General features: G+C 64.5%; 23 protein-coding genes, 1 tRNA gene and 1 pseudogene. 14 read left to right on the top strand and 11 right to left on the bottom strand.

Going from position 1 to position 23,087, the window contains the following annotated elements; translation table 11 throughout:
* The first annotated feature begins 118 nt into the window (after positions 1-118).
* Positions 119-541 carry a rhodanese-like domain-containing protein gene (locus U0034_RS02535; RefSeq protein ID WP_085225813.1) on the top strand — a complete coding sequence of 141 codons (423 nt, stop codon included), beginning with the start codon at positions 119-121 and terminating at the stop codon, positions 539-541.
* Here the strand turns inward: U0034_RS02535 and U0034_RS02530 are convergent.
* Positions 519-1,142 (bottom strand): TetR/AcrR family transcriptional regulator, encoded by a 624-nt coding sequence (locus tag U0034_RS02530; protein ID WP_085225815.1) that lies wholly within the window; start codon positions 1,140-1,142, stop codon positions 519-521. The genes U0034_RS02535 and U0034_RS02530 overlap by 23 nt on opposite strands.
* Positions 1,143-1,275: 133 nt before the next feature.
* On the opposite strand from U0034_RS02530, the gene U0034_RS02525 reads away from it, so the two are divergent.
* Both U0034_RS02525 and U0034_RS02520 read left to right on the top strand, forming a co-directional pair.
* The gene (locus U0034_RS02525; protein WP_085225817.1) at positions 1,276-1,761 is read left to right on the top strand and encodes a DinB family protein; all 486 of its coding nucleotides are present in this window, start codon (positions 1,276-1,278) and stop codon (positions 1,759-1,761) included.
* A 129-nt stretch (positions 1,762-1,890) separates the two neighbouring features.
* A pseudogene (locus tag U0034_RS02520) lies at positions 1,891-2,079 on the top strand (glutathione S-transferase N-terminal domain-containing protein); the annotation flags it as partial.
* 17 nt (positions 2,080-2,096) lie between these two features.
* Here the strand turns inward: U0034_RS02520 and U0034_RS02515 are convergent.
* Entirely contained in the window at positions 2,097-2,897 is an 801-nt protein-coding gene (locus tag U0034_RS02515) for a PhzF family phenazine biosynthesis protein (RefSeq protein WP_085225819.1), read from the bottom strand.
* Between the two features lie 202 nt (positions 2,898-3,099).
* Positions 3,100-3,975, bottom strand: a complete 876-nt coding sequence (locus U0034_RS02510) for an aldo/keto reductase family oxidoreductase (RefSeq protein ID WP_085225822.1) — start codon at positions 3,973-3,975, stop codon at positions 3,100-3,102.
* Between the two features lie 99 nt (positions 3,976-4,074).
* Here U0034_RS02510 and U0034_RS02505 point away from each other — a divergent pair, with 99 nt between their 5' ends.
* Both U0034_RS02505 and U0034_RS02500 read left to right on the top strand, forming a co-directional pair.
* Positions 4,075-5,010 carry a LysR family transcriptional regulator gene (locus U0034_RS02505; protein WP_085225824.1) on the top strand — a complete coding sequence of 312 codons (936 nt, stop codon included), beginning with the start codon at positions 4,075-4,077 and terminating at the stop codon, positions 5,008-5,010.
* A 77-nt stretch (positions 5,011-5,087) separates the two neighbouring features.
* Positions 5,088-5,927: a c-type cytochrome gene (locus U0034_RS02500; RefSeq protein ID WP_085225826.1), complete on the top strand. Its 840-nt coding sequence runs from the start codon at positions 5,088-5,090 to the stop codon at positions 5,925-5,927.
* Positions 5,928-5,994: 67 nt separating this feature from the next.
* On the opposite strand, the gene U0034_RS02495 is transcribed toward U0034_RS02500, so the two are convergent.
* From U0034_RS02495 to U0034_RS02485, 3 genes are all read right to left on the bottom strand, one after another.
* Positions 5,995-6,618, bottom strand: coding sequence for a class I SAM-dependent methyltransferase (locus U0034_RS02495; RefSeq protein WP_085225828.1), 624 nt, complete (start codon positions 6,616-6,618; stop codon positions 5,995-5,997).
* A 24-nt stretch (positions 6,619-6,642) separates the two neighbouring features.
* A complete protein-coding gene (gene lplT, locus U0034_RS02490; protein ID WP_085225830.1) occupies positions 6,643-7,941 on the bottom strand; it encodes a lysophospholipid transporter LplT in 1,299 nt (432 codons plus the stop codon).
* A gap of 92 nt (positions 7,942-8,033) precedes the next feature.
* Entirely contained in the window at positions 8,034-8,834 is an 801-nt protein-coding gene (locus tag U0034_RS02485) for an inositol monophosphatase family protein (protein ID WP_085225832.1), read from the bottom strand.
* A 512-nt stretch (positions 8,835-9,346) separates the two neighbouring features.
* Here U0034_RS02485 and U0034_RS02480 point away from each other — a divergent pair.
* The gene (locus U0034_RS02480) at positions 9,347-10,186 is read left to right on the top strand and encodes an RNA methyltransferase (RefSeq protein WP_085225834.1); all 840 of its coding nucleotides are present in this window, start codon (positions 9,347-9,349) and stop codon (positions 10,184-10,186) included.
* A gap of 234 nt (positions 10,187-10,420) precedes the next feature.
* Positions 10,421-11,188 carry a serine O-acetyltransferase gene (cysE, locus tag U0034_RS02475; protein ID WP_085225836.1) on the top strand — a complete coding sequence of 256 codons (768 nt, stop codon included), beginning with the start codon at positions 10,421-10,423 and terminating at the stop codon, positions 11,186-11,188.
* Between the two features lie 26 nt (positions 11,189-11,214).
* Here the strand turns inward: cysE and U0034_RS02470 are convergent, their stop codons facing one another.
* From U0034_RS02470 to U0034_RS02455, 4 genes are all read right to left on the bottom strand, one after another.
* Positions 11,215-11,982, bottom strand: coding sequence for a UDP-2,3-diacylglucosamine diphosphatase (locus U0034_RS02470; RefSeq protein ID WP_102622978.1), 768 nt, complete (start codon positions 11,980-11,982; stop codon positions 11,215-11,217).
* A gap of 71 nt (positions 11,983-12,053) precedes the next feature.
* The gene (locus U0034_RS02465) at positions 12,054-12,548 is read right to left on the bottom strand and encodes a peptidylprolyl isomerase (RefSeq protein WP_085225838.1); all 495 of its coding nucleotides are present in this window, start codon (positions 12,546-12,548) and stop codon (positions 12,054-12,056) included.
* A gap of 72 nt (positions 12,549-12,620) precedes the next feature.
* The gene (locus U0034_RS02460) at positions 12,621-13,205 is read right to left on the bottom strand and encodes a peptidylprolyl isomerase (RefSeq protein ID WP_085226437.1); all 585 of its coding nucleotides are present in this window, start codon (positions 13,203-13,205) and stop codon (positions 12,621-12,623) included.
* Positions 13,206-13,242: 37 nt separating this feature from the next.
* Complete coding sequence (locus U0034_RS02455; RefSeq protein WP_176072605.1) at positions 13,243-13,938, bottom strand: tetratricopeptide repeat protein; 696 nt, start codon at positions 13,936-13,938, stop codon at positions 13,243-13,245.
* A 244-nt stretch (positions 13,939-14,182) separates the two neighbouring features.
* Between U0034_RS02455 and cysS the strand changes: the two genes are divergently transcribed.
* From cysS to U0034_RS02425, 6 genes are all read left to right on the top strand, one after another.
* Entirely contained in the window at positions 14,183-15,577 is a 1,395-nt protein-coding gene (gene cysS / locus U0034_RS02450; protein ID WP_085225842.1) for a cysteine--tRNA ligase, read from the top strand.
* A 47-nt stretch (positions 15,578-15,624) separates the two neighbouring features.
* Positions 15,625-16,608 (top strand): DNA-3-methyladenine glycosylase family protein, encoded by a 984-nt coding sequence (locus U0034_RS02445; protein WP_102622975.1) that lies wholly within the window; start codon positions 15,625-15,627, stop codon positions 16,606-16,608.
* A gap of 94 nt (positions 16,609-16,702) precedes the next feature.
* Complete coding sequence (locus U0034_RS02440) at positions 16,703-17,674, top strand: acetyl-CoA carboxylase carboxyltransferase subunit alpha (protein WP_085225844.1); 972 nt, start codon at positions 16,703-16,705, stop codon at positions 17,672-17,674.
* A 103-nt stretch (positions 17,675-17,777) separates the two neighbouring features.
* The gene (tilS, locus tag U0034_RS02435; protein ID WP_085225846.1) at positions 17,778-19,202 is read left to right on the top strand and encodes a tRNA lysidine(34) synthetase TilS; all 1,425 of its coding nucleotides are present in this window, start codon (positions 17,778-17,780) and stop codon (positions 19,200-19,202) included.
* Positions 19,203-19,467: 265 nt separating this feature from the next.
* Positions 19,468-20,718 carry an aspartate kinase gene (locus U0034_RS02430; protein WP_085225848.1) on the top strand — a complete coding sequence of 417 codons (1,251 nt, stop codon included), beginning with the start codon at positions 19,468-19,470 and terminating at the stop codon, positions 20,716-20,718.
* A gap of 167 nt (positions 20,719-20,885) precedes the next feature.
* Positions 20,886-20,979, top strand: a tRNA-Ser gene (locus tag U0034_RS02425).
* Positions 20,980-21,149: 170 nt separating this feature from the next.
* Here the strand turns inward: U0034_RS02425 and U0034_RS02420 are convergent.
* Positions 21,150-22,061, bottom strand: a complete 912-nt coding sequence (locus tag U0034_RS02420; RefSeq protein WP_085225850.1) for a LysR family transcriptional regulator — start codon at positions 22,059-22,061, stop codon at positions 21,150-21,152.
* A 140-nt stretch (positions 22,062-22,201) separates the two neighbouring features.
* Between U0034_RS02420 and U0034_RS02415 the strand changes: the two genes are divergently transcribed.
* The gene (locus U0034_RS02415; protein ID WP_085225852.1) at positions 22,202-23,071 is read left to right on the top strand and encodes an NAD(P)-dependent oxidoreductase; all 870 of its coding nucleotides are present in this window, start codon (positions 22,202-22,204) and stop codon (positions 23,069-23,071) included.
* The last annotated feature ends 16 nt before the right edge of the window (positions 23,072-23,087 follow it).

The following is a 23,087-nucleotide window of genomic DNA, read 5'->3' as shown; positions in this document are numbered from 1 at the left end:
TGTTACCGAAAATCGACGATTACGCCACTTATGCGATGGGCGCGCCGAAGACAGAATAAGCACACCCGGGACAGATCCCCGGGGCAAACTCGGATCGCACTCATACGGACCAAAAAGAATGTCGACGACAAACCCGAACAATGCCGTTATCGCCATACCCGCAGCCGACAGTACCGCCGCGCTCGCGCATTTCGAGGCATCGCTGCAATTCGAGACCGATTGCGCCGACGTGGCGGCTGCACTTGCCAGCGCGACGCCGGGATTCGTGCTGCTCGACGTCCGCAGCCCCGCGCTCTTCGCGCAAGGTCACTTGCCTCAGGCCGTCAATCTGCCGCACGGGAAGGTCGTCGCATCGAAGCTCGCCGGCTATCCGCTCGATACGCTCTTCGTCACCTACTGCGCGGGGCCGCATTGCAACGGTGCGACGCGCGGCGCCATACGTCTCGCGAGGCTGGGGCGGCCCGTGAAGATCATGATCGGCGGCGTCACCGGGTGGCTCGACGAGGGATACGACCTGACTACTGAAGATAGCGCACGATGAGCCGGGAAGCCTCGTCGACCAGCAGAGCGAACGCTGCGTCGGAGAGGCGGTCCGAATAGCGCAGAACGGCCGTATGCGTCAGTGCCTCGATGGACGTCGCGCAGACGAACGTAGCCAGCTCGAGGTCGGTGATCCGCACTTCGTCGCGATGCGCTTCCAGGTAGGCCCTGAACGACAGATGCACGTCGCGAGCCAGATACTCCCCGCTTTCGGGCCGCCCCGTATGCGGCAGTTGCTCTGCGAGCACGCAATGCAGTTGAGGGTCGAGCCGATGCGCGGCAATGGCTGCCGCTACCAGCTTCGGCACGCCTTCCCGGATGGGCAGCGTCTCGACCTGCGCCAATGCGTGGTGCATGAGCTGCGTGAGCGCCTGGCCATGGCGCTCGGCGACCGCCGCCACGAGCGCCTCCTTGCTGGGGAAATACTGATAGAGCGAGCCGACGCTCACGCCGGCTTTCGCGGCGATGCGGTTCGTACTCGCCTTGTCGTAGCCGTCCGCCACGAGAATGCGAGCGGTTGCCTCGATCAGCGCATCCACCGTTACGCGCGATCGTTCCTGTGTGGCGTACTTCCTGGGTTTCGTGAGCGGTTTGCGTGCCATCGTCCACGCTCGGAATGCGAGTAGATGAATGCGAGTAATTACTCGTATTATGCATGCGGACGGTCGGCATGCAATGGGGTGGTCGATGTCGATCGGATCTACCCCGAGACTTCAATGCGCAAGGAGGCGTTTCATGGCCTGTGAGCCTTATTCGAAACTCATCGCCGTCAAACGATGGGCCGATCGCGGTCTTTGTGATGCCGTCACCGCGAATCTAGACCGGATGACGGCCGAAGATGGCTCGCTCATGCTTCGTGTCCTCGATCACATTCATGTGGTCGATAGAATCTTCCAGCATCATTTGCAAGGGCGGCCGCACGATTTTCGCGCCGCGCGATCCGAGCGCATGCCGGCACTCGAGGCGCTGAGCGAGGGCATAAAGCGAATTGACGACTGGTACGCCTCGTATGTCGAAGGCCTGAGCGAGCGGGACCTCGACGAGACGGTCGATTTCGTTTTCACGAGTGGAAAGCCCGCACGTATGCAACGAAGCGAAATCATCCTGCATGTTTGCCTGCATGGCACTTACCATCGCGGGAATGCCGGTGCCTTGCTCCAGTTGAGAGGGCTCACGCCCAGCCGAGATGCAATCACGGATTTTCTGGAGGATGCGGCCTGATCCGGTTTGACGATGCGCAGGGCAAAGCCGCGGCCGATACCGAAACGGTAGCCGTGCAATGAACTGCACATTGAACCTGACCGACGAGACGGCTTAGAGTAGCCCGATTCGCGCTTTCTGGCCCCCGCCATGCTGAAGATCCTGGGAAAAGCGTCGTCGATCAACGTCCGCAAGGTGCTCTGGGTTTGCGCCGAACTCGATCTGCCATTCCAACGCGAGGATTGGGGATCGGGTTTTCAATCGATGCAGACGCCCGCATTCCTGTCGTTGAACCGGAACGGTATGGTGCCCGTCATCGAGGACGGCGACGTCGATCTGAGTGCGGCCGCGTGCGGTCACGCGTCAGGAACGTCGATTGTGCCCGCCAGATACTGGACGGCATGGCCTGAAATACGTACGCGGCCGGCATCGACTTCGCAATGGAGAACACCGCCGCGTTTCGAAGCCTGGAGTGCCAGCAACTTCGTCTTGCCGAGCCGCGCGGCCCACAGCGGCGCGAGTGCGGTATGGATCGAGCCGGTTACCGGATCTTCGTCGCCGCCGCTCGCGGGCCAGAAATAGCGCGAAACGAAATCGTGGCTGTTACCCGGGGCGGTCACCGCAACGTCGCGCGGGCTGAGCCGCGCAATGACCGGCAGATGGGGAACGACGGCGCGCACTTGTTCCTCGTCGTCGTACACCGCGATATAAGCCTGCTGATTCACGAACACTTCGCGGGGGGCAATGGATAGCCCGCGCGCGATTTCCTCGGGGACTTCGCTGACGCGCTCGACGGGCCGTTGCGGAAAGTCCATTTCGATCAGCCCTTGCGCTCGGCGGTGGACCGTGAACGAGCCGACGGCTGGCGCGTGAAAGTCGATCCGCTGAAGTTCAGGCTGCCGTTGGAAGAGCACGAAGGCACTGGCGAGCGTGGCGTGTCCGCAAAACGCAATTTCGGTGATCGGCGAGAACCAGCGGATGTCGAATACGCCCGTCGCATTGCGCACGAGAAACGCCGTTTCGGACAGATTGTTCTCGGTTGCGATCGCTTGCATCAACGCCCCCGGCAGCCATGCGTCGAGCGGAACCACCGCTGCGTAGTTCCCTTTGAAGACGCTGTCTGCAAAGGCGTCGATTTGGTAGATCGGAAGTTTCATGTCGGCTGTTCGCTTCTCGGGTTGGTTGCCAGATAGGATGGCTCATCGTACAAAACCCCGTGCGTTGCCGACAGGGCCACATTTCCTCGCCGCGCGACAGGAATTGACTGCGCTCGCGCGGGCAATGCACGCGAAGCGACGGCCGGCCGCGACCGCGCGAACCCGCGTGCCGAACGGTGTGCGCCGTGCGACACGGATGCACTCAGCCGATGGTTGCGATGCCGTCGAGTTCGCGCGCCGCATCGTCGGGCAAGGCGATGGCCGCGGCGGCGAGGTTTTCCCGCAGATGTGCAACGGACGATGTTCCGGGAATAAGCAGAATGTTCGGCGACCGGCGCAGCAGCCAGGCGAGCGCGACTTGCATCGGCGTCGCGCCGAGCCGCGTGGCGACGTTGCTGAGCGAGGAGGATTGCAACGGGTTGAAGCCGCCCAGCGGAAAGAAGGGCACGTATGCAATGCCGTCGCTTGCCAGCGCATCGATGAGATCGTCATCGGTGCGGTGTACGAGGTTGTAGTGGTTCTGCACGCAGACGATTTCGCAGATCCGGCGCCCCTGCGCGATTTGCGCCGGCGTGACGTTGCTCAAGCCGATGTGCCGGACGAGTCCTCGATGCTGAAGCTCGGCCAATGCCGTCAGCGGTGCCTCGATCGATCCTTCGACAGGCGCATGCGCATCGAACATGATTCGAAGATTGACGGTGTCGAGCACCTCGAGACCGAGATTACGAAGGTTGTCGTGCACCGCCTGCGCCAGCGCTTGCGCGGAAAAGGCCGGCAACCATGAGCCGTCTTCACCGCGGGCGGCGCCGATCTTCGTCACGATGACGAGGTCGTCCCGGTACGGGTGCAGCGCTTCGCGGATCAGCTCATTCGTTACGCGCGGGCCATAGAAATCGCTCGTGTCGATGTGATCGACGCCCGATGCCACGGCTTCGCGCAGCACGGCGAGGGCGGCATCGCGATCCTTGGGCGGACCGAAGACGCCCGGCCCCGCGAGTTGCATGGCGCCGTAGCCAAGTCTGTGGACAGTGCGGCTGCCGAGGTGAAAGGTACCGGCTCGGGTGATGCTGGAAGACATGGTCGCGCTCCTTGGGCGAGTGGGAGACACGAGATTAAGCTCGATCGTCCTGCACGATAATGGGTCATAATCCGCACGGGCTATACGAAAAAACGAACAATGCAAATCGATCTCGGCGATTTGAACGCATTCGTGGCGGTTGCACGCGCCAAGGGCTTTCGAGAAGGCGCGCGAATGGGCGGCGTAAGCGCGTCGGGGCTCAGCGAAGCGGTGCGCCGACTCGAAACGCAACTCGGCGTCAGGCTGCTCAATCGCACGACCCGCAGCGTCGTGCCGACTGAAGCGGGCGAGCGCCTGCTCGCCCGGCTCGGGCCCGCGCTGTCGGAGGTCGAGGCCGCGCTCGACGTGGTCAACGGTTTCCGGGAGCGGCCTGCCGGCACGCTTCGGCTCAATGTGCCTCTCAGCGCGGCCCGTTTGGTGTTGCCGGCCATCGTGCCGCCGTTTCTGGCCGCGTATCCCGAGATCCGCCTCGAAGTGATGGCCCAGGAGCGCTTCGTCGATATCCTGGCGGCGGGATGCGATGCGGGTATCCGCTATGAGGAGCGCCTGGAGCAGGACATGATCGCCGTGCCGATCGGGCCGCGTTCGCAGCGCTGTGCGACCGCGGCGGCCCCCGCTTATCTCGATCGACGCGGCCGGCCGGCCCATCCGCGGGAGTTGCTCGATCATGCCTGCCTGCGGGGCCGTTTCGAAAGCGGCGTCATGTCCCCGTGGGAGTTCGAGCGCAGGGGCGAGGTGATCCATCTCGATCCGTCGGGGCCGCTCGTGGTTCAGATCGGCGGTGCCGTCGAGCTCATGATCGACGCGGCGGTTGCCGGCGTCGGCGTGATCCATCTCTTCGAGGACTGGCTGCGGCCGCATTTGGCGACCGGTGCGCTCGAGCCCATGCTCGAGCCGTGGTGGCGCCCGTTTTCAGGGCCCTTCCTTTACTATCCCGGGCGGCGTCTCGTGCCGGCGCCACTGCGCGCATTCATCGATTTCATCAAGCAGAGCGGCGCCCCTACGGTGCCCGGCGGGGAAGCGTCGCTGCCGTGACGGCAGGCGCCCGCGTAAGCCGGCGAGCCGAATCGATCCGCTCGGAACACAGTGAGGAACGACGATTGGGAGAACGAATGCGTAAATCAGCCATGCTGGTCGTGCTTGCAATGCTGCTCATGATGATCGGCGTGCAGAGGGCGGCCGCCGAACCCACTCTCGCGCTGACGACGGGTGGCGTGAGCCGTTCGTTCACGTGGCAGGCCTTGCTCTCCCGCTCGGATGCGGCCGAGATTCGCTTGCCGCACGATGTGGCCTACGGAACGCAGGCCAGCTACCGGGCGGTGCCGCTCGCCGGCCTGCTAGAAGGCACGGCGCTGCCGGCCGACAGTGTGCTCGAGGCACGAGCGAGCGATGGGTTCGCCGCGCAGTTGCCGATGGACCTCGTGCGCAACCGCGATCCGGCGCACGCCGTTGCGTGGCTCGCCGTGGAAGATCCCGCGCATCCATGGCCGAATCTGCCCGGTAAAACGGTTAGCGCCGGGCCGTTCTATCTGGTGTGGGTGGGGGCCGAAGCCGGGTCGGTGCGCAGCGAGCAATGGCCTTATCAGATTGCGCAATTCGCGACGCAGCCGTCGCCCGCCAGGCGCTGGCCCGCCCTTGCCGTCGATCCCGCGCTGCCGGCAACCGATTCCGTGCGCGCCGGGCAGAGCCTCTTCGTTGCCCAGTGCCTGGCTTGTCACCGGCTCAACGGTGCGGGCAGCGCTTCGATCGGGCCGGACCTTGGCGTGCCGATGAATCCGACCGAGTACTTCCAGCCGGCGGCCTTGCATCGTTATCTGCGTAATCCTGCGTCGGTGCGGGACTGGCCCGGCCGGACCATGCCCGGCTTTTCGCCGGATCAGTTGAGCGACCGGGAGATCGATCTGATCGTGGCCTATCTGGCGCACATGGCTCAGCGCAAGGCAGCAAGGTGAGGGACGGAGACGGACCGGCTGAGCGCGCGGCGGGCCGTCCGTGTCCGGACAGCGTGCAAGGCCGGGCTCACGCCGGCTTCATCATCGCCACGACGCTCCAACTGACGTCGCTTCTTTGTTGCACGTCGGCGCGCGTTCCGCGGTATCGCTCGGCGAGCCCCACGGATCGCCCGAGTGCAAGAGTTTCTTCGGCCGAAACATCGAACATTCGGCGCCCGGCCGGCACCGGACCATGCCGCAGCGACATTACGACCACGCCGCCCGGCGCGAGCAGCGACGCAACGGCCGGCATCCCTTGCGCGCGTTCCTGCGCATCGAGATGCATCCAGACGGCGGTGAGCAGGACAAGGTGGAAGTGCCGCCCGAGCGCGTGGACTTTCGCGAGTGGCGGCAGCGCATCGTCGATCCACTCGATCGGCACATCGGCATGGAGGCGCTGGCCTTCGAGGCGTAAGGCTTCGGCCGGCTCCGCGGCCGTCACCCGATAGCCGCGCCTCACGAGTTCCGCCGCATCGCGCCCCGATCCCGCGCCGATATCGAGCACGTCGGCCGGAGGCGGGGGAAAGACCGGCAGCACGTCGCGATGCAGTTGGTCGAATCGAATGTTCTCGTACTGCTGCGCCAGTGCCGGCGCGTGAGCTTTGTCGACGTAGCCCGCGGTTCCGGCGACGGAGGAGGATGATGTCGGCATCGGTGTCTCGCTTTCGTTTCGCGGTCATTCGTCTGTCAACGCCTGCCGATCGAGCGCCGTAATGTTCGCGTCGGAGCGGCGCTTTGCCAGCCAGATCATCAGGCAGACGAAAACGCCGAACGCGACGATGATCCATCTTATCGGCAGGCGGGCTACCAGTAACAGCGTATAGGTGCCGAGCATCAGGAGTACCGCAACGTTCTGATTGAAGTTCTGCACCGCGATCGAGTGTCCGGCCGTGATCAGCGTGGCGCCCCGATGCTGCAGCAGTGCGTTCATCGGTACGATGAAAAAGCCCGCCAAGGCGCCGAGCCCGACCATGATCGGGTAGGCAAGCAGGAGATAGGCAGGAACGAAGGCGTTCGCTGCGTGCAGCCCCAGTGCGGCCGGAAAGAGGTCTTTGTCGTAAAAGGCCAGCGCTCCCGTGACGATGCCCGCCACCATGCCGACCGGCAATACGCGCAGCGAGCCTGCAAGCGGGACGCGGGCCGCGGCCCACGCCGCACCGAGCGCGATGCCGATGCCGGTAACACCCTGCAGCAGGGCGCCCTCGGAAAGCGTGAGGCCAAGGTTCGCGCTTGCCCATTTGAGCACGAGCAGTTGCAGCGTCACGGCGGCGCCCCACATCAGCGTCGTGACCCATAGCGCGATCTGCGCGAGCTTGTCGGCCCACAGCGTGTCGAAGCAGTGCATGAAGTCGGCGACGAGCCGGCCCGGCTCGCGCAGTCGGTTTGGATAGCGGGCGCCCGTGTCGGGGATGCCCACGTTGACGAGCGCGGCCAGCACATAAACAAGCATGACGGCCAGCATCGCGAACTCGGGCGCGTGATGCATCAGCGGCAAATGCAGGCGTGCGACCCTGTATTCGACGTAGTGGCTGACGAGTGCTCCGCCGAGCGCGGTACCGGCAATCGTCGAGACGACCGTGGCCGATTCGAGCCAGGCGTTCGCCGCCACGAGCCGCTCGGCGGGCAACAGTTCGGTGAGGATGCCGTATTTGGCCGGCGAGTAGGCGGCGGCGCCGAAGCCGACCACGCCGTAAGCGAGGATCGGATGCACACCTGCGATCATCAGCGCGCAACCGAGCGCCTTGGCCGCATTGGCGGCGAACATCACGTGCCGCTTTTGCAAGGCGTCGGCGAATGCGCCGACGAAGGGCGCAAGCACCACGTACGATACCGTGAAGAAGATCTGCAAAAGGGGCGTGAACCAGCCGGCCGCGTGTATGCCGGCGAGCAGCGCGATGGCCGCGATCAGCAGCGCGTTGTCGGCAACCGATGAAACGAATTGGGCCGCGATGATCGTATAGAAGCCTTTTTTCATGACCTCATGGGTTCGGGGCGCCAACGGCCCCGCCAAACGAAAAGGGGCGGCCGAAGCCGCCCCGTCCTTCAGTTCGCCTGCCGGCCCGTTCGTCAGCTCTTTTCGGCAAGCCGGGTGAACGGCGCGAGGATCGGCACCATCTGCGCGTAGATCTTCGGGTTACCCGCGACGATCTCGCCCACATGCAGAAACTCGGAATCGCCGGTGTAGTTGCCCACGAGCCCGCCCGCTTCGGTGATCAGCAGGCTGCCGGCAGCCATGTCCCATGCGCTGATGCCCTGCTCGAAAAAGCCGTCGAGCCGGCCCGCCGCCACGTTGGCGAGATCGAGCGCCGCCGCGCCCGGCCGGCGCAGGCCCGTGCAGGCACGCGTCATTTCCGCGAAGAGCCGGCAGTAGGCCTCCAGCCGGTCGTTTTCACGGAACGGAAACCCGGTGCCGATCAGTGCATCGGCCAGCCGATCCCGGCGGCCGACGCGGATGCGGCGGTCATTCAGGTAGGCCCCGCGGCCGCGCGAGGCGGTGAAGAGATCGTTGCGGGTGGGGTCGTAGACGACGGCCTGTGTCACGACGCCGCGATGCGCAAGTGCGATCGAGACACAGTAATAGGGCAGGCCGTGGATGAAGTTCGTGGTGCCGTCGAGCGGATCGATGATCCACTGATAATCGGATTCGTTTTCGGAGCGCCCCGACTCCTCGGCGAGGATCGCGTGGTCGGGGTAGGCAGTCTTGAGCGTATCGATGATGGCGGCTTCGGCTGCTTTGTCGACTTCGGTCACGAAATCGTTGTGCTGCTTCTTGCTGACCTGGACCAGATCCAGATCGAGCGATGCGCGGTTGATGATCTGCCCGGCGCGCCGAGCGGCCTTGACAGCGATATTGAGCATGGGATGCATGAGCCGATTCCTTGTGCCGCGCAACAGCCGGTGCTGCCACGACAATGGTCCAAAAGCCGATGGGCCGAAAACCGCCCGGAAAGCGCCGGGCGGCGGTGCTTTCCGTCGACGAAAACGAATTGAAGAAGAGCAATGCGCGTACTGGACGCGCGACCAAGGCAGGATTTTACCCGAGTCCGGGCATGCGCGGCGCGACCGATGGCCGGCGAGCGCCGCACAGGCCCCGATCCGGCCGTATAATCGCGACCCGCGGCGACGGTGCTGGCGTCAGCCGGCCACCGCGATGCCGATTGCGGCCCGGATTGTGGCCCGGTTGCGGTCCCGATTGCGACCCCGATTGCGGCCCCGATTGCGGCCCCGATTGCGGCCCGATCAAGAGCGTAATCGGCGTATCACGCGCGTGGGGGGCATTGAGCGCGGCGGGGCGTCGTACCGCCGGGTGGACTTGGCGCTACCATAGCGCCATACCGCACGCCGCTGCCTGAATTTTCTTTCCGTTTTTTTCGCCGATCTTGAATTTCTCGCCTTTCCAACCGTCATCGCCGCGCGAAGCCGCTGCTGCAAGCCCGCATGGCGGGTTCACGTCGACGGTGTTCGTGCTCGTCGAGCCGAGCCATCCCGGCAATGTCGGCGCGGCCGCGCGGGCGCTCAAGACGATGGGCTTTTCGCGGCTCGTGCTCGTCGCACCGCGCGTTGCGCACGTGAAGACCGACCCGGATGCCGTGGCCATGGCAAGCGGCGCTGACGATGTCCTCGCATCGGCCACCATCGTGCCGACGCTGGCCGACGCGTTGGCGGGGGTGCAGTGGTCTGTGGCGCTGACCGCGCGCTCGCGCGAGTACGGCCCGCCGCAGCGCGCGCCGCGGGCCGCGGCGGACATGGCCTGCCGGCATGCCGCGCGCGGCGACGTGGCGTTCGTGTTCGGCAACGAGCGGACTGGCCTGTCCAATGAGCACGTCGAACGCTGCAGCGCACTCGTGCATATTCCCGCCAACCCGGCCTACAGTTCGCTGAACCTCGCGCAGGCGGTACAGGTGCTCGCCTATGAATTGCGCCTCGCGTATCTCGGCGAGGAGACCAAGCCCGGGCCCGAGGCCGCGCAGGCCGCGCAGGCCGATGCGGGGGCAGCGCTCGCCGCCGGCGACGAAATCGAACGGATGTTCGTGCATTTGGAAAACGCGCTGATCGCGCTCGATTTTCTCGATCCAGCCAACCCGAAGAAGCTGATGTCGCGGCTCAGGCGGCTTTTTGCGCGGGCGGGGCTCGAGCGCGAGGAGGTCAATATCGTGCGCGGCATTGCCAAGCACATCCTCCTGAAAGTGCCGCCAGAAGGCAGTAAGCGCTCGGATTGAGGGGCCGCCCGGTTCGGTGGCGCCGCGCGCACAGGGGCGCGCCGCTCCGCTCGCGGGCGTTCCCTGGCACATCGCCAATAGCCCTTATCGGTTCAGGGGCGGACGGGCGGCGCGAGCAGAGTCGGCCCATTGCTTCTACAATCTACTCGCGGTGATATGCATATCGCCGCTTCTCATATCGATTCGACGCTGTCGCCACCTCGGGTGACGGGCGTTTTTGAGCGAGCCACCATCATGTTCACGAGACTTCGGGAAGACATTGCCGCGATTCGGGCGCGCGATCCTGCCGCCCGCAATGCCTGGGAAGTCCTGACCTGTTATCCGGGGCTGCATGCGATCGTGCTCCATCGTCTCGCTCACGCATGCTGGCGGGCTGAGCGCCGCTGGCTTGCGCGCATGATCTCCCAGTTCGGGCGCTTCATGACCGGCATCGAGATCCACCCCGGCGCGACGATCGGCCGGCGCGTCTTCATCGATCACGGCATGGGCATCGTCATCGGCGAGACCGCCGAGGTGGGCGACGATTGCACGATCTATCAGGGGGTGACGCTCGGCGGCACCGCGCTCACGCGTGGCGCCAAGCGTCATCCCACGCTCGAGCGCGGCGTAGTTGTCGGCGCGGGTGCGAAGGTGCTCGGCGGCTTTACGATCGGAGCCGAGGCGAAGATCGGTTCGAACGCGGTCGTCGTCAAGCCCGTGCCGGCCGGGGGAACGGCCGTCGGCAACCCCGCGCGGGTGATCATGCCGGCCGATGCGAAGCGTACGCCCGAGCGCGCCGCCTTTTGCGCGTACGGCATCACGCCCAATGCGGAAGACCCCGTTTCGCTCGCGTTGCACGGGCTGATCGACCACGCGGCGAAGGAAAGCCAGCGCGTGGACGATATCGTCGCCGCGCTCGAGCGGCTCGGCGAACGGCTCGAAGCCTTGCATGGCGCCGATGGCGCACTCACGGACCTGCGCCGGTTGTCGGAGGCGATAGAAGGCAAAGTCCCTCAGTCCTGAGCAGCAAACGGCAGCGCCCGCCCGCTTCAGTCGAGCGGCAGGGCGTGAATGCCTTCGGCGTCGATCCGCAGATAGCCGCCGCGCCGCGTGCCGTGATCGAGATCCCAATCGGGCAACACCCAACGCGTGCCGTCTTTTTCCTGATGGCGTGCGGGCTTGTGCGTATGCCCGTGAATCATCGTGGCTGTCCGGCTCGTTTTGAATAGCCGCGAAACACCTTCATTCGTCACGTCGTAAAGCGGCGAGGGCGGCCGGCTCCGGCCTTCCTCGCTCGAAGAACGCATGCGCTCGGCGAGCGCTTGCCGCCATCTGAGCGGCCACGCGAGAAAAAGCCATTGGAACGGCCGGCAGCGGGCAAAGCGGCGAAACGTCTGGTACTTGTGATCGGCGGTGCAAAGCGCGTCGCCGTGCGCCAGCACGATGCGCGAGCCAAAGGCCGTCATCACGAACGGATCGGGCAGCCAGATCGCGCCGGCCGCGCGCATGAACCGTTTGCCCAGCAGAAAATCGCGGTTGCCGTGCATCAGGTAGAGCGCAATGCCGCGTTCAGTGAGCGTGTGTAGAAGTGCCGCGATGCGTGCGGCGAACGGATCGACTCCGAGCGTGTCGTCGCCGATCCAGTATTCGAAAAGATCGCCGAGTACGAACACCGAATCGGCGCTGTCGGCCGTGACGAGGATGAAGTGCTCGAATGCGTCGACGGTGCGCGGAATCGCCGGGCTCAGATGCAGATCCGAGATGAACAGCAGCGGGCGGGGCGCATGCGCGCGCGTGTGCCCGTGCTCGTACGGCACGGTCGACTCGTGGCCGGGGGGAGGCGCGTCTCGCCGCGCCGTGATCCCCACATCGCGCAAGACGCTCGTGTTCAATCGACGACGACCGCTTTCTGGATGATGACGTCGTCGGTGGGGACGTCCTGGTGGAACCCCTTCGAACCCGTCTTCACCTTCTTGATCTGCTCGACCACGTCCATTCCTTCCACGACCTTGCCGAACACCGTGTAACCCCAGCCTTGCGGCGTGGGCGACGAGTGATTGAGGAAGTCGTTGTCGTTGACGTTGATGAAGAATTGCGCGGTGGCGGAATGCGGATCGTTCGTGCGGGCCATCGCGATCGAGCCTTTCTCGTTCTTCAGGCCGTTGTTCGCTTCGTTTTCGATCGGCGCATCGGTCGGCTTTTGCTTCATGCCGGGCTCGAAGCCGCCGCCCTGGATCATGAAGCCGTCGATCACACGGTGAAAGACGGTGTTGTCATAGTGGCCTTTCTTCACATAGTTGAGAAAGTTCTCGACCGTCTTCGGCGCCTTTTGTGCGTCCAGTTCGAGCTTGATGACGCCGTGATTCGTATGCAGTTCGACCATGATGGATTCCTTCGCGTGAAAAGAGCGGCGCCCGGGAAAGAGGGCGCTCGCCGGAGGGTTAGGCGTGTTGCGTTACTTCGATACGATGCGCGCCGATTCGATGACGATCGGCTTTTGCGGGACGTCGGCCATCGGACCGCGCGTCGTCGTGGGCGTCGCTTCGATCTTCTTCACGACGTCCATGCCCGACACGACCTTGCCGAACACGGCATAGCCGTAACCGTCCGGATTCGGGTAGTCGAGCCCCGCGTTGTCGACCGTGTTGATGAAAAACTGCGCCGTGGCGGAATTAGGATCGCTCGTGCGCGCCATTGCAATCGTTCCCGCCGCATTTTTCAGGCCGTTTCGGCTTTCGATGGGGATCGGCGCGCGCGTGGGCTTCTCCTGGTAGCTCGCGGTGTAGCCGCCGCCCTGGATCATGAAGCCGCGGATCACGCGGTGAAAGATCGTGCCGCTGTATTGCCCGGATTTCACATAATCGAGGAAGTTGGCCACGGTTTTCGGGGCCTTGTCGGGGTAGAGCTCGACGCGGATGTCGCCATCGGTTGTCGTCAGCAGCACCTGCGGGTTTGCAGAAGCATTCGAAGCCGTTTGCGCGAACGCGCTTGCGCTCGCAATCAGCGCGGCGCCACCGAGCGCCAGCCAGAAGCGTTTCATGAGCATCCTCATGCGTGGAAGAAAGCGAAGGGCGCCCTCAATTCGAGGGCGCGACGTAAGGTGTGGACATGAGCGGCACACCCGAGCCGGTGCCGAGCGCCGGCTCATCCGGCATCGGCACGGAAGGGCGCATCCGCGCGGGAGCGGCGGCACGTCGCGCGGGTGGAAGGTTGCCGGCCGCCACGAGCTTGTCGATCGCGGCCGCCCGCCGCGCGCTCGTGGGGTTCGACGTGCCGAGCTTTTGTGCGCGCTTGTAAGCTTCGGCCGCGAGCCGGAGGTAAAGGTCGCCGAGGTTGTCGTATGCGAGGCCGTAGCCGGGGTTGGCCTTGACGGCTGTTTCGAGCGCCGCGCGCGCTTCCTCGTAGCGGCCGGCTTTCGCATAGAGCGCCGCGAGATTGTTGTAAGGCTCGGGCAACTCGGGGTAGAGCTGCGTGAGCTCGACGAACTGACGAATCGCTTCGTCGTCGCGGCCGAGGCGCGCGAGCACGGTGCCGCGCTTGAACTTCGCCTGCGCGTCGCGCGGGTTGGAGGCAATGCGCGCGTCGAGCTCGGCGAGGGCCGCGTTCCAATTTCGCGCGGCAATCGATGCGTCGATTTGCGGCGTGCCGTCGGTGCTCGTGCGCGCGGTTTGTGCATGCGCCGTGGCAGGCGGCAATGCCGCGAGGGCAAGGCCGATCGCGGTGCTTGCAGCAAGGGCCGCGATGCGCTGGATGCGGCCGCAGGAAGGTTTCATAGGCTCAGTTCGAGGTGTTATACTCCGGCCCATTCTAACAAAACGTTTGCTCGTTTCCTCGAACGGCAGACTGTCTTTTCGCCAGTCGTGGCCGTCTTCGCCTCGATCGCATCCTGAAGCGGCACAACGCGAAACAGGCTTTCGCGGCAGGCCGTGCCGCCGCGGAGGTGTTTCGTACCTTCTCGCGTGGTGCCGAGCGCGGCTCGCTCAAGCGCGGATGACTCGGGGCTCACGCATCGTCTCTATGGAATCACTGCGCATCTACAACACGCTCGCGCGTGACAAGCAAGACTTCGTGCCGCGCCAGGCGGGCGAGGTGCGGATGTACGTCTGCGGCATTACGGTCTATGACTACTGCCACATCGGACACGCGCGCATGATGGTGGTGTTCGATGTCGTGCAGCGATGGCTGCGTGCGCTCGGCTTTCGCGTGACCTACGTACGCAACATCACCGACGTCGACGACAAGATCATTCGCCGCGCGGTGGAAAACGGCGAGACGATCAAGTCGCTGACGGACCGTTTCATCGCCGCGATGCACGAAGACGCCGACGCACTCGGCGTCGCGCGTCCCGACATCGAACCGCGTGCTACCCAATTCATCCCGCAGATGCTCGGCATGATCGAAAAGCTCGAGACGAACGGCTACGCCTATCGGGCGAAGGATGGCGACGTCAACTATTCGGTGCGCAAGTTCGAGCACTATGGCGCGCTGTCGGGCAAATCGCTCGAGGATTTGCGCGCGGGCGAGCGCGTCGCCGCGAACGAGGCGAAGGAAGATCCGCTCGATTTCGTGCTGTGGAAGCGTGCGAAGCCCGCGGAGCCGGCCGAGTCGAGCTGGGACTCCGCGTTCGGGCGCGGCCGCCCTGGCTGGCACATCGAATGTTCGGCGATGAGCTGTGCGTTGCTCGGCGAGCACTTCGATCTGCACGGCGGCGGGCAGGATCTGCAGTTTCCGCACCACGAGAACGAGATCGCGCAAAGCGAAGGGGCGACGGGGCAGACGTTCGTCAACTACTGGATGCATAACGGGTTCGTGCAGATCGACAACGAGAAGATGTCGAAGTCGCTCGGCAACTTCTTCACGATCCGCGAAGTGCTCGCGAAATACGACCCGGAAGTCGTGCGCTTTTTCATCCTGCGTGCGCATTACCGCTCGCCGCTCAACTACAGCGACGTGCACCTCGATGACGCACGCGCCGCGCTCACGCGCCTTTACACCGCGCTGAAGGATGCCGCGCCCGACGATCTCGCGCTCGACTGGAGCGAGGACCATGCGGCACGTTTTCGCGCGGCGATGAACGACGATTTCAACACGCCGGTGGCAGTCGCGGTGCTGTTCGAACTTGCGAGCGTCGTCAACCGCACGCGCGATGGCGCACTCGCGCGTCAACTGCGCGCGCTGGCGTGCACGCTCGGATTGCTCGGCCGCGAGCCGCGCCTGTTCCTGCAGGCGGCCGCGGGCGACGCGCATGGCGCGTTCGACGAAGCGGCCATCGAGGCGAAGATTGCCGAGCGCGCCGCCGCGAAGGCGGCGAAAAACTATGCCGAGGCAGACCGGATTCGCGCAGCGTTGCTCGAAGCCGGGGTTGCACTTGAAGACAAACCGGGCGGGCTTACCGAGTGGCGCCGCGTATGAGCGCGCATCGCGTCTCGCGCTGATCGACTCGCCAGGCAGGAGGCAAGATGGCAACGGCCAGGAAGGCACCGGCAAAAAGGGCCGCGCCGCAACGGTTTGCGGCGGCAACGAAAACGGCTCGCGGGCGCGGCGCAACCGCGCCCGCGAGCGGCAACGGCATCGACGACGAAGCTTCGAAAAAGCGCTCGGCAGCGGCCAGGCGCGTGTCGAACGGCGCCGCGGGCGCGAAGCCCAAGGCACCGGCGGCACGCGGCAGTAAAGCGAAGGGTAACGGCGCGCTGCCCGATGCCGGTGCAGACGAACGCACGTTGGTCGCCGACCCGGTGCACGAAGGCGAAATGGTGCGCAAAGCGCGCACGGGCAGCAGTGCGAAAGCCGCAGTGCCGGTACAGATTGGCGGGCTTACACCCGAGGTGACGCGGCCGGCCTACTGGGACCGCGCCTGCGCCGATCTCGTGAGGCGCGATCGCATTCTGAAGCGCCTGATTCCGCAGTTCGGCCCCGTGCATCTGATCAACGGCAGCGATCCGTTCGTCACCCTTGCGCGCGCGGTGGTGGGACAGCAGATTTCGGTGCCCGCAGCGCAGGCCGTATGGGAGCGTATCGAGCTCGCGTGCCCGAAGCTCGCTCCGCAGCAGTTCACGAAGGCGGGCATCGAGAGGCTCACCGGCTGCGGGCTCTCCAAGCGCAAATCCGAGTATCTGATCGACCTCGCGCAGCACTTCGTATCGGGAGCGCTCCATGTGGACAAATGGATGTCGATGGACGACGAGGCGGTCATCGCCGAGCTCACGCAGATTCGCGGGATTGGGCGCTGGACCGCGGAAATGTTCCTCATCTTCAATTTGTCGCGCCCGGACGTTTTGCCGCTCGACGACCTCGGGCTGATCCGTGCGATCAGCGTCAACTATTTCAGCGGCGAGCCCGTCACGCGCAGCGAAGCGCGCGAAGTGGCCGCGAATTGGGAGCCATGGCGCACCGTCGCCACATGGTATATGTGGCGCAGCCTGGATGCTGCGCCCGCACAGTAAACTATCGCTGCTTTGCGTCGATAGTTTCAGTCGATTTTGACGCGCGCGGCGACGGTTAGAATACGCGCTGCCGAAGCCCCCAGGATTGGAACTTATGAAAACGACGTTTCTGGATTTCGAACAGCCCATCGCGGAGCTCGAAGCAAAAATCGAAGAATTGCGTTTCGTGCAGGACGATTCGGCCGTCGATATCTCGGAAGAGATCGAACGACTCTCGAAGAAGAGTCAGCAACTGACCAAGGATTTGTACGCGAACCTGACGCCCTGGCAGGTTTCGCAGATCGCACGGCATCCGCAGCGGCCGTACACGCTCGATTACGTGAACGAGCTGTTCACGGACTTCCACGAACTGCATGGAGACCGGACGTTCGCGGACGATCAGTCGATCGTCGGCGGCCTCGCCCGGTTCAGCGGCCACCCGTGCATGATCATCGGCCATCAGAAAGGGCGGGACACGAAGGAGCGCGCCGCGCGCAACTTCGGCATGCCGCGGCCCGAGGGCTATCGCAAGGCCGAGCGTCTCATGCGTGTGGCCGAAAAATTCGGCCTGCCGATTTTCACGTTCATCGATACGCCGGGCGCGTACCCCGGTGTCGGTGCCGAGGAGCGGGGGCAGTCGGAAGCCATCGGCCGTAACCTTTACGTAATGGCCGAACTCAAGACGCCCGTGATCGCGACCGTGATCGGCGAAGGCGGCTCGGGCGGCGCATTGGCGGTTGCCGTGGCGGACAGCGTGCTGATGCTGCAGTTCTCGACTTACTCCGTCATTTCGCCGGAAGGCTGCGCGTCGATCCTCTGGAAGAGCGCGGCAAAGGCGCCCGAAGCGGCCGAGGCGCTCGGCTTGACGGCGCACCGACTCAAGGCGCTCGGCCTCATCGACAAGATCGTCAACGAGCCGCTCGGCGGCGCGCACCGCGACGTGAAGGGCATGGCCGCACTGTTGCGCCGCGCATTGGCCGATTCGCTGCGGCAGTTCCAGGGCATGAGCGTGCAGGATCTGCGCGAACGCCGCTTCGAGCGGCTGATGTCCTACGGCAAATTCAAGGAGACGGTGCCGGGCGTTTGATGCCGGCTATATCGCTCGATGAGTGTATCTCCGTTCGATGCGCGCAGCCACGCGCGGTCTTTCGTAAAGGGCCGCGGGGCAGCGCGGAACGCGGACTGATCCCATGACGCTTTCGGTCGACCCTTCCGCCGAGCGCATCGTTCTCGATGCGCTCGGCGGTGTGCTTTCGAGCCTGCCGCGCGAGACGCGCATCGCGATCGCGTTCAGCGGCGGCCTCGATTCGAGCGTGTTGCTCGATGCGGCCGCACGCGTGGCCGGCGCCACGCGCTGCATTGCCTTGCATGTACATCATGGCTTGAGCCCGAATGCGGAGCGGTGGCTCACCCATTGCGAAACGACAGCGCGCGCGCTCGATGTCGAATTCGACGCCGCGCGCGTAGACCTGCATCGCGAAAGTGGCGAGAGCATCGAGGCCGTGGCGCGCGAGGCCCGTTACCGCGCCCTTGACGCCCTGTGCGTGCGCCACGATGTCACGGCGCTATGGCTTGCGCACCATGCCGACGATCAGGCCGAGACCGTGCTGCTGCAATTGTTGCGCGGCGCAGGCGTGGCCGGGCTCGCGGCGATGGCGCCGCACCGTGTCGACGGCGCTGCGGCGATCGTCCGCGTGCGTCCGTTCCTGCATCTGCTGCGCGCGCAGCTCGAGCGTTATGCGCACTCGCGCCAGTTGCGCTGGATCGACGACGAATCGAATGCCGACACGCGTTATGCGCGCAATGCGCTGCGACACGATGTCATCCCGGCGTTGACCGTGCATTTCCCGGGTTTCCGCGATGCGCTCGCGCGTACCGCGGCGCACGCGGCGAATGCGCAGCGGCTGCTCGACGATCTCGCGCGCATCGATCTCGAGAACGTCGTGCGCGACGAGGGGCGGGCGCTTTCGCGCGAGGCATTGCTCGCACTCGACGACGTGCGCGCGGCCAATGCGATGCGCTGGTGGATTCGAACAGCCGGCCTGGCGGCGCCCTCGGCTGCGCGCCTCGCGGAAATGCTGCGGCAACTGCGCGAGGCGCGCGCGGAGCACGCATTGCGCGTCGTGCACGCGGGCCGGGTGCTGCGGCTTTATCGCGACGCCATTTACTGGGAAAGCGCGGAGCGTCCCGCGCTGCTCGATCGCCGGGTGGCGGTGGCGATCAAGGAGTCGACGACGCTCGTCTGGCGCGGCCAGGAGGTCTGGCGCCTGCCGCAGTGGCGCGGCTCGCTCGTGTTCGTTCCGACCGTACCGGGCGAGGACGATGCCGATACCGTCGACGAAGCCTTGCTCGCGAGCGCGCCTTTGTCGGCCAGGCCGCGAACGGGCGGCGAACGCATGCGCCGCGCGCCGGGCGCGCCCTCGCGCACCCTGAAGAATCTGTTCCAGGAATCGGGGGTGCCGGCGTGGCAGCGCGACGTACCGCTTTTTTACGTCGGCGACACCTTGCTTTACGTACCGTTTCTCGGCGTGAACGGCGTACTCGAGCGCGGCGGCGGGGCACAGGGCGGCGCTTGCAGACGCCTGGAATGGCGGCCCGATCTGACGATTGCGTGAGCATCCCGCGCTTGTCTTTTGTGCCTCGATCGAGTACGCTCGAACGCTTGTCCGACCCGCTCCTGCAGCCGTTTGTGCGCTATTTTCCGCAATTCGCTGCAAATTGCCGTGCGGCGGCGCGTGCGACGCACATCCGCGCCCGAATCAGCCCCCGCCGCCATTTACCGTCGTCGTCCAGCGCTCACGAGGCCGCGTGACCGAACGGCATGCCGCGGTTGTTGCTCGTGGCGCGTCGGCACGGTTACTCCTCAAGTTCAGAACGACAATGGCACTCATCGTACATAAATACGGCGGTACCTCGATGGGCTCGGTCGAGCGCATCAAGAACGTCGCCAAGCGTGTCGCGAAGTGGCACAGGGCGGGGCACAAGATGGTCGTCGTGCCTTCGGCGATGTCCGGCGAAACGAATCGGCTACTCGGGCTCGCCAAAGAGATTTCGAGCCAGCCCGACCCGCGCGAGCTCGACGTGATTGCCGCGACGGGCGAGCAGGTCAGCGTTGGCCTGCTGTCCATCGCGTTGCAGGACGCGGGCGTTGAGGCCGTGAGCTACGCGGGCTGGCAGGTGCCGATCAAAACGGACAGCGCGTATACGAAGGCGCGTATCAGCGAGATCGATAGCGAGCGCATCATGCGCGATCTCGACGCCGGCAAGGTCGTGGTCATCACGGGCTTTCAGGGCGTCGATCCGCTAGGGCACATCACGACGTTGGGCCGCGGCGGTTCCGATACCTCGGCGGTGGCTATCGCGGCTGCGCTCGAGGCGGACGAGTGCCTCATTTTCACCGATGTGGACGGTGTTTATACGACCGACCCGCGGGTGGTGGAAGAGGCGCGCCGGCTCGACAGCGTGACCTTCGAGGAAATGCTCGAGATGGCGAGCCTGGGCTCCAAGGTGCTGCAGATCCGCTCGGTGGAGTTCGCGGGCAAGTATCGCGTGAAGACGCGTGTGCTTTCGAGCCTGACCGATCCGATGATCGCGCTCGAAGACGAAATGAAGTCCGGCACGCTGATTACTTTTGAAGAAGACGAGACCATGGAAAAAGCAGTCATTTCCGGCATCGCGTTCCAGCGCGACGAGGCCCGCATCGCAGTGCGCGGCGTGCCCGACAAGCCGGGCATCGCCTATCAGATCCTGGGCCCGGTGGCCGACGCCAACATCGACGTCGACATGATCATCCAGAACCAGAGCGTGCTGGGCAAGACCGACTTCACGTTCACGGTGGCGCGCAACGACTATAACCGCGCGATGGATATTCTCGTCAATCACGTCAAAGGGCACGTGCAGGCCGAGGAAGTGGTCGGCGACCCGAAGGTGTCGAAGGTGTCGGTGGTCGGCGTGGGTATGCGCTCGCACGTCGGCATTGCGAGCAAGATGTTCCGCACGCTTTCCGAAGAAGGGATCAACATCCAGATGATTTCGACCTCCGAAATCAAGATCTCGGTGCTGATCGACGAGAAGTACATGGAGCTCGCCGTGCGTGCGCTCCACAAGGCGTTCGAGCTCGATCAGGCTTGAGCGCCGATATGGCGTGAATGCGGGCCGCCTTGCGGGGCGTTCGTTCGGGCAGGCGCGGGCGTCGATCCCGCAGTGAAAAAATTGCACTGCGGAAATTGACGGGCGCGATACTTCACGCTAATATCTCCGACTCGTTGCGCTGCCTCCCGGCGCTAACGACGATTTTGGGAGACGTGGCCGAGAGGTCGAAGGCACTCCCCTGCTAAGGGAGCATCTGGGCCAAAACCTGGATCGAGGGTTCGAATCCCTCCGTCTCCGCCATAAGCGGTGACAAAGCCCCGTAAGTTCAAGGACTTACGGGGCTTTTTCTTTTGTTGCGCTCATCGGCCTGCCGATCGGCGAGCGTTGGCCTGTAGGGCGCCGGCGGGGCAGGTTGCGGGAGGCGGAGGCTGAACGGCGGGATCTTGCCGTGCCGGCGATCGAGCTGACACCTAACGAAAGGCGTTCAATTGCAACGACATCATCTGCAGCATCTTGTTGGACGCAACGGATAGCGTGCGCCCCACGCGCGTCACGAGATGCGCTTCGGCGTTCTGGAAAATCGGATGTTCGACGGGGATTGCCTTCAGTTCGCCCGCCTTCAGTTCGCTCGCGACGGCAAATGCCGGCAGCACGACGATCCCCAGTTCGGACCGGGCGAACTGCTTCATGATGTTGATCGAGTTGGTTGTGACGACCGGCTCCAGACTGACCTTCTCGGCGAACTCGACTGCCTGCAGCATCTGCCGGGTGCCGTAGGTGGCATGCGGCGCGGCGATCGGATAGGACGCCAGATCCTGCACGGTCAGACTCTTGCGCTTGATCGCGCGCGCCATCTTGATACCGACGATCGCCATCATTGGTTGCTTGCGGAAGGCGCGAGACACGATGCGCGGCTCGTTCGGCGGGTTGTAGACGAGGCCGATGTCGCCCTCGTCCTCCGCGATCCTCGTCATCACGTCGTTCGTGCTGCCCAGGTCGAGATTGACTTTGATGTTCGGGTACCGCTTGCAGAAATGCTGCATCGGTCCGGACAGCATGTCCGACACGAATCCTTCCCCTAGCACCACGCTGACGTGGCCCGAACGCAGGCCATGCAACGCCTGCAGGCGGGACAGCAAGTCCTCGCGATGCGCGCGCTGCTCACGAAAATACTGGATGACGAACTGGCCGGCTTCGGTCGGCGTCACGCCGCGCGCGTGGCGTTCGATCAATGGGGCATTCAATTCCTCTTCCAGCAAGGTGATCTGGCGGCTCACTGCGGATGGCGCGACGTCCAGCCAGTCGGCGGCCGCGCGAATAGTGCCGCATCGCACCGCTTCAAAAAAATAGGCGATTCGGCTTTCGGTCAGACTGTTGGCCATGACGACTGTTCGAAATATTAGAACGGTTTCAATATTGGCACTTATTGGTTGAAAGGGTCAATGGATCGAAGATCGATGACAACCGGAGCGGGCCGCGAAATCCGCCCGGGCATTTCAATGCACGGATCAGGAGCGTGGTAATGAAAACGGTAGGCGTCATCGGACTCGGAAACATGGGGCGCGGGATGGCCTTGTCGCTGAAGCGGGCAGGTTTCGACGTGCTGGGATTCGATGCCGATCTAGACAGTGCACGAAAGCTGGTCGAAGAGGGCGTGCGGCCGTGTGCATCGATCGCCGAGATCGCCGGTGCGGTCGACGTACTGATTCTCTCGTTACCGACGTCTGCGATCGTCGAACAGGTCGTGCTCGGGGAAGGCGGGGTGGCGTCGAATGCGAAACGCGGCTTGATAGTGATCGACACGACCACCGCTGATCCGAACAGCACGCGCAAGGTTGCGGCCGCACTAGCGGAATGCGGCATCGCATTCGTCGATGGCCCTGTGAGCGGTGGCCCGAAGGGCGCGGCGACTGCGACGATGACGATGGTGCTGGGCGGCGCCGACGAACACATCGCCGCCGTGCAGCCGATCCTCTGCGCGATCAGCGCGAAGCAGGTTCACGTCGGTCCGGTAGGCGCGGGCCATGTCACGAAGCTACTCAACAACCTCCTGACAGGCGTTCATCTGCTGGTGACGAGCGAGGCGGTTCGGGCGGCCGAATCAGTGGGCGTGGATAAAGCACGTCTGATCGAAGCCCTCAGCGGCGGCTCGGGCAAGAACAGCGCGACGCTGACCAATTACCCGATGTGGATTCTCAACGAGAAATTCGACTCGGGGTTCACGATGAAACTGATGCGCAAGGACATGCGCCTCGCGCTCGAGCTGCTGCACAGCCAGAACGTCAGCGCGCCGGTCGCGAAGGAAGCGGGCCGTCTCTGGGCGAAGAGCGAGGAATCGATCGGCGACGCGGAGGATTTCAATCGTATCGTTCAGTTCGTCGACAAACAGTAAGTGCTCACGGAATACA

It is taken from the genome of Trinickia caryophylli (assembly GCF_034424545.1).
Classification (GTDB): Bacteria; Pseudomonadota; Gammaproteobacteria; order Burkholderiales; family Burkholderiaceae; genus Trinickia; species Trinickia caryophylli.
The sequence above is the reverse complement of the archived record's forward strand: the minus strand, read 5'-3'. Positions and strand labels throughout refer to the sequence as shown.